This is a genomic window from Leptolyngbya cf. ectocarpi LEGE 11479 (genome assembly GCF_015207065.1).
Taxonomy (GTDB): Bacteria; Cyanobacteriota; Cyanobacteriia; order Phormidesmidales; family Phormidesmidaceae; genus Leptothoe; species Leptothoe ectocarpi.
In genome coordinates this window covers 1-5,632 of sequence record NZ_JADEXP010000407.1, presented here as the reverse complement: position 1 = coordinate 5,632, position 5,632 = coordinate 1, and the positions used below count along the sequence as shown (strand labels likewise).

The 5,632-nt window shown below is 52.1% G+C and carries 7 protein-coding genes and 1 pseudogene; 2 read left to right on the top strand and 6 right to left on the bottom strand.

Translation table 11 applies throughout. The features are described from left to right. Window positions 1-1,530, bottom strand: a 1,530-nt coding sequence (locus tag IQ260_RS26985; protein ID WP_193996173.1) for a M23 family metallopeptidase, incomplete at its 3' end; no start/stop codon positions are given. A 134-nt stretch (window positions 1,531-1,664) separates the two neighbouring features. Further along, entirely contained in the window at window positions 1,665-2,534 is an 870-nt protein-coding gene (locus tag IQ260_RS26980; RefSeq protein ID WP_193996172.1) for a biotin--[acetyl-CoA-carboxylase] ligase, read from the bottom strand. A gap of 78 nt (window positions 2,535-2,612) precedes the next feature. Between IQ260_RS26980 and IQ260_RS26975 the strand changes: the two genes are divergently transcribed. Then, window positions 2,613-3,023 (top strand): DUF1823 family protein, encoded by a 411-nt coding sequence (locus IQ260_RS26975; protein WP_193996171.1) that lies wholly within the window; start codon window positions 2,613-2,615, stop codon window positions 3,021-3,023. A 34-nt stretch (window positions 3,024-3,057) separates the two neighbouring features. Here IQ260_RS26975 and IQ260_RS26970 read toward each other — a convergent pair whose 3' ends face one another. Further along, on the bottom strand, window positions 3,058-3,492 hold the full coding sequence (locus tag IQ260_RS26970) for a DUF29 domain-containing protein (protein WP_193996170.1): 435 nt from the start codon (window positions 3,490-3,492) through the stop codon (window positions 3,058-3,060). A 99-nt stretch (window positions 3,493-3,591) separates the two neighbouring features. After that, the gene (locus IQ260_RS26965; protein WP_193996169.1) at window positions 3,592-4,032 is read right to left on the bottom strand and encodes a secondary thiamine-phosphate synthase enzyme YjbQ; all 441 of its coding nucleotides are present in this window, start codon (window positions 4,030-4,032) and stop codon (window positions 3,592-3,594) included. A 29-nt stretch (window positions 4,033-4,061) separates the two neighbouring features. On the opposite strand from IQ260_RS26965, the gene IQ260_RS26960 reads away from it, so the two are divergent. Beyond that, window positions 4,062-4,487, top strand: coding sequence for a CoA-binding protein (locus IQ260_RS26960; RefSeq protein WP_193996168.1), 426 nt, complete (start codon window positions 4,062-4,064; stop codon window positions 4,485-4,487). Here IQ260_RS26960 and IQ260_RS26955 read toward each other — a convergent pair. Beyond that, window positions 4,484-5,275, bottom strand: a complete 792-nt coding sequence (locus tag IQ260_RS26955; protein ID WP_193996167.1) for a hypothetical protein — start codon at window positions 5,273-5,275, stop codon at window positions 4,484-4,486. The two genes, IQ260_RS26960 and IQ260_RS26955, sit on opposite strands and share 4 nt — an antisense overlap. A gap of 164 nt (window positions 5,276-5,439) precedes the next feature. Then, window positions 5,440-5,632: pseudogene (locus IQ260_RS26950) on the bottom strand (ABC transporter); the annotation flags it as partial.

Here is a 5,632-nt window from a genome sequence, read left to right as displayed (position 1 = left end):
GTGGGGGGCATCTTTCACCTGCGTCTCACTTTTAATCGCTTTAGGTAAGGATGCTTTTGCCGGGGCAGCCTCATCCTTTTGCATGACGTTGAGCGCCTGCAGGGGATTACCGCCACCGCGATTGTTGAGATTAGCCAGGGCATACTTGAGCACTTCATTTGGGCTAATAGCCACCCATCCCTGACCTGTCAGCTGATGAAGCTCAAAATGCAGGTGAGGCCCAGTGGAATTTCCGGTCGAACCGACTAGACCAATCACATCGCCTTGATCAACCCATTCACCCGGCTGTACCAAAATGTGGGACATGTGAGCATAGCGGCTTTCTAACGTATTGTCAGCATGGCGCATAATCACCGTCAGACCGTATCCCCCCAGATAGTCAGCTACCGTTACCTGCCCCGACTGGGTCGCTAAAATGGGTGTCCCTTGAGGAGCCCCGACATCTGTACCACTATGAAACCGATAGTCATTGTGGATGGGGTGCCAACGCCAGCCAAATAAGGAGGTAATCGGTGACGCTGAAGCTAGGGGAAAGACAAATGATTCACCGGCTTGTAAATCCACCAGCGGTCTAGCCACCGTGTTGTAGTACTCCCGGCTAGCAACAGCGGCGACACTGCCGCTAAACCGAACGCCCGCGCGGCTAATGTTGACAGGACCAATATTGATGCCGCCTGCAGGGGCCCTTGTCTTCTTTGATGCATCTGCCACTACCGTGGGTTGTTTATCAGACTCACCACAGCCGTCGAGATTTTTAGCATCCACCTTGTATTCACACCCGGTGGAACGCTCCGAGATAACCACATCCGGAGCGTCTGAGTTCTGGGTTTCCCCCACTTCATAATCGGTCGGATCGACAAAGACCCCGCCGTACTCAGTCGCTAAATCTTCCACCGTGGGAATCGCACCGGGAACAACATCGTTGGGAGTGACAATGTCCACCTCTGGCGTCACCATGTCCGCGCCAGTATCGGCAGCCGTATCGGCAGCCGTATCGGCAGCCGTATCGGGAGCAGCCGTATCGGGAGCAGCCGTATCGGGAGCAGCCGTATCATCGGGATGGCTAGCAGCATGCTCCATACCTGCTGGAGTCACTACATCAGGCTCAGGGGACTCTACCGTTGGAGCAACGGCTTCTATGTCTGGCGTCGCCGCCGGGATAACAATCTCGACCTGGGATGTAATCGTCTCTACTTCAGGGGGAGCCACCGGTTTGGCCGCACTTGAAAACGAAGGCGCTACCGGTTCTGGTGCGACAACAGGCGGTGCCACAGGTGCAGTAGCCACAACGGGGGCTACTGGCGCTACTTCTGCAGCCGTCTCAGGAGCGCTCACGTCTGTGGGAACGTCTATCTGGGCTAGCACTGGCTGTCCACCCATAACGGCAACGGAACCAACCAGGCCAATTTTTTTCCAGAACTGCCTGTATTGTTTATGGGCACCAATCGCCTTGGCAGAAAGCTTACGAGCATGGCGATCGGGCTCGGTGGAATTAGAAGATGCCGACGATAAAGGGCAGGAATCAGCCATAGGAAAATAAATAGTCCGAGTGACGGGTTAGTTAATAGTTAGGGAGTAAGGAACTTAAGAAATTTATAGTTAGGAGAACACAATAAAAAGAAGCCATCATAATTTATCAGACCGCTGATACAGCTAGGACAAAACTAAGCGTCCTTGATATCTGAGTCAGCCTGAGAGTACCCAAGGGAGAACTCCCCTGATTTGAGATAGACCAGTTGTTCAACTGGCCACACTAAATCCTGTGACGTAGCAGACAGGGTTAAGTGTCCCATTTCCGTAACGCCAACTATTTTCCAGGTCTTCTTTTCCACAACTACAGGCATATTCAGGTTATTCAGCAGACTTTGGTAAGCATCTGTAAAAGTTTGGCCGTCGGTATGGTTTCGATAGAAAATGCCTCGGCAAATACCGAGGAGTACAGCCGCCGCTACGTTACTTAGGGTATTGTCTACATCGTCCAGCTTATTCGGTATGAGGCTTTTCCAGGTGACGCCAGTGACCGGTACAGGGTTATAGACATTGATGCCCACGCCAACTACAGCCTGGGTAATGATTCCCTGCTCCAGTCTACTTTCACTCAAAATACCCCCCAGCTTTTGACCACTAACGACAATATCGTTGGGCCATTTGATTTGAGCCGGTATTCCCAGACATCTAAATTGACTGACGATGCCCCAGGCACTGGCCATTGTCAGTTGGGCAGCCCGGTTGGCAGGCCAGTCAGGTTCTAACAGTAGAGATAGGTATACACCGCCCGGAGGGGATATCCACTGTTTTCCCCGTTGGCCTTTGCCAGCGGTTTGGGTATGTGCGATCGCAACCGTCCCAGCCTTAGCATCAGCCATGTCCCAAAGGGTTTGATTGGTCGATACCACCTGGTCAACCACATGCAGGTCAAACCGAGGTCGCAGCCGTCGTAAAAACATGGGTGTCTCTGGCAAAGGTAGTGTCGCCAACGCCCGCTGTACCCCAGCCCGGTCAAACCCCTCTAGCCGCCGATCTAAATGCTCCAAAACCGTCCACCTGTTCCCGCCAGGCAATCTTACCAACCACTTGCTATCCTAAGGCTCTAGAGTGTACTGACCATCGCCATGACTGACCTCCCTGACCTGACTGAAGCCACACTTTGGGCTATTCTCAACGAAGAAATTGAGGACGATATTGTCAATCGTCTGGTATGGCAGCATTTAGGCTATCGCTACGATGCCACTACTAAGCAATGGGATGCCAGTAATGTCATCGCTCCTCTGCAAGAAAAATTTCCCGAACCACCCAACTTTATCGAGAGCCGTCCGGCCACTATGCAGCTCACCCGGTCGATTCCTAAACCCAACAAGCAGCTGCTCAAAACCTATCTAGGGTTTAAGGGCTACACCATCGACCAGCTCGTACCGCGTCTGACCCGACGAGCCACCATGACCAGCTGGTTACTCAGCCACATGCAGCTCCAAGGGTTACTCAAAGATGTTTCAAGCGTTGAAACCAATTCTCCATCAGATTGAACAGCACGGTTCACCATCAGCCAAATGTAGATTGTTAACTCTCCGGCAGCCAATCTTCCGCCAATATCGAGTCTATAGAATATGGACACACTTCTGGAAATATGGAAGGAGCCATATTAGTTTGTTTGGCTGCCTGGCGACGTGCATGCGGGTAGATCCGTGCGAGCTGCTCTGCCGGATAATTTTGCAAGCTAGGACTATCTTCGATTGCCAGTTCAATTTGAGTGCGGGCATCTGTGATGGAGTCTAGCCAACTGTCTGATCGTCGCTGGGGTTGATACTGCCACTTAAGCAAATGGAGTACAAGACGAATCAACTGGCTAGCAATTCCTCGTCGCTCACTCTTGCCCAAGTCTTCAACCTCTTCAATTAGCTTCGGCATGTCAATTTCATGCCAACGAAGCTCCCGCAGCAATTGGGCGGTTTGGGACGTCCACGAACTGAAATCATCGAGATACTTTTCGCTCATGTTCCAGCTGAATTTCAAAGGTACATGTCAGCTATTGGCAAAGCCTTGTGTGTCTCAAGCATAGCGCTGTCGCAAGAATGCCCGCTGGTGTGAGCGTCCCTACACACCACAAATTTGGATCAACACCTTTCTGCCCTGTCTGGGGCCATCCAAATCCACCAGCATTACCGATTGATAGGTGCCCAGCGCCAGTTTTCCAGCCACAATTGGCACCGTTTCACTGTTCCCCAGCGTCATGGCCATCAGATGGGAATGGGCATTGATGGGTTCGTCAGGGGGCACATCTCTCAAATGCAGATCATTGTGCAAATAGCGATCCTGGGATGGGGCCAATTTATGTAAATAGGTCTTAATATCCACTAATAACCGTTCTTCATTTTCATTGACGGTAATAGCTGTGGTGGTATGACAGGAAAACACCACCACGTGACCCTGGGTAATTTTGGCGGTGTCTATCTGCTGCTGAATTGTTTCAGTAATATCGAGAATATCAATAGCATCGGCAGTATCAAACGTTAGATAGTGAGAAACAATTTGCATTGGGTACAGTCCCCCATACGATTCACCCCATGAACACCCAAAATCCAGCTGTCATCGAGCATGTTCTGGCCAAAACGAAGTATATCGCTGTTGTGGGTCACTCCCCCAAACCCCAACGCCCTAGCTATCAAGTATCTAGCTATATGCGTCAGCAGGGATACACCGTTTACCCGGTCCATCCAGCCGCATCAGAAATTGATGGCCACCGCTGCTATGCTCGTCTGGCTGATGTGCCTGACCCCATCGACATGGTGAATGTGTTTCGCCGCAGTGAATTTCTCCCTGGCATCCTGGATGAACTGCTGACACTAGACACCCTGTCTGAGGTGAAATGTCTGTGGACCCAGCTGGGCATCTATGATGCTGTCGTTGCCCAAAAGGCGATGGACCACGGCTGGCAGGTGGTGATGGATGCCTGCCTTAAAATTGAATTTCAAAAAATTCAGCGGCGCTAGTCCGGCGCGATCGCAACCAACGTGCGCGCCAACGTCTGCTGTCGCGCGTTGAGCAAATGTCGCTCGTGGGTATGTTCCATCAGCCACCGTAACGATTGCTGATACATGGGTTCTCGCCACAGTCCCATGGTGGAGCTGTCTTGAACTTGTTGAATATAGTGCTGCAGCTGTTGCTGGGCGATCTGTCGTAGCTCTTGATCGCTGCGCTGCAAACGAGCCTGTAGCTGGCTGAGGGCCACCATATCTGCCTGTTCTATGGCTGCATGCATGTCTGCCTCTAGCGCTGTTAACGCCTGCAGCTTGGTCTGATAGGCGTCGTTTTCATCCAACAGCCGATCGGCAAAACTGGTGCCATAGGATTGAATCGAGAGCAGCTGCTGTAACCCCAATAGCTGAGATTCCACCTCATTGGAACGGCGATGCAGCTCCCGCCGATGGTTTTCTAAGCGGACCACCGAGGGGCTAATCTGGCTAACGGCAGATGATGGGATATCACGCGTCGTGAGCTTTTGTACCTGCCGCCGCCATTGAGAAAACCGGGGCTGGGGAGCAGCGGGTTCTATGGGAGATGAAATAGGATAGGCAACGTCATTGGCTATTTCCACTGCGGCTGTTTCCACAGCAGCATCAGGCCCGGCCTCTATAACGGGGGCATCTACGGCACTAGCGGCTGTGCCTTGCAGACCAACGGTTAAAACCGCCACGCCTGAGACCGTTTGCAGCCAGCCTGAAGGCTGAGTCGGACCGGGATTGGGGACAGCTGTAGATTGAGCCGGCTCGTGTTCCATAGCTGGTAGAAAAAACTCGAGGAAAATTACTGATGACGTTAGCGGCTAGAGCAGCTCCCGCTAGCCCATTATCCAAACTGTCATAGTCATGTCCGGAGTTTCCAGGATGATTGCTGAAGTCTATGGACTAGCTACACATACGGATATGGTATTTGTACTCAGTGCTACCTGGCCACCCGCTCCCCCATCTGCACTCGCCATAGGTTGGCATAGAGGCCTTCACGGACTAACAAGTCCTCATGGGTACCCCATTCGGCCAGCTGCCCCTGGTCCATAACGTAAATACAGTGAGCATTACGGACGGTGGATAAGCGGTGGGCAATGGCAATAGAGGTTCGATCGTCGGTAATTTTCTCT